Genomic DNA, 231 nt, shown 5'->3' with positions numbered 1-231 from the left:
GGGCCAGCGGCGCGCGCGGCACGCCATCGATGTGGTCCACGCGGATGCAGCGCACCCAGTGGCCGGGGGCGGCTTCGCGCAGCGGTGGCGCCTCGGCCGAGCACGCAGGCACGGCCACGGGACAGCGCCCGGCGAAGCGGCAGCCCGCAGGCGGGTCGATGGGACTGGGCGGATCGCCGGCCAGCCGGATGCGCCGCGCCGCGCGCTCGCGCCCGCCGCGCACCGTGGGCA

At 80.5% G+C, this 231-nt stretch carries 1 protein-coding gene; it reads right to left on the bottom strand.

All coding sequences use genetic code 11. From position 1 onward, the window contains the following. Positions 1–231 (bottom strand): oligopeptide/dipeptide ABC transporter ATP-binding protein (locus ACSNOK_RS36475; protein ID WP_436784929.1); only part of this gene is annotated, 231 nt, incomplete at both ends.

This window comes from Streptomyces sp. URMC 126 (assembly GCF_051386555.1).
Lineage (GTDB): Bacteria > Actinomycetota > Actinomycetes > Streptomycetales > Streptomycetaceae > Streptomyces.
The sequence above is the reverse complement of the archived record's forward strand: the minus strand, read 5'-3'. Positions and strand labels throughout refer to the sequence as shown.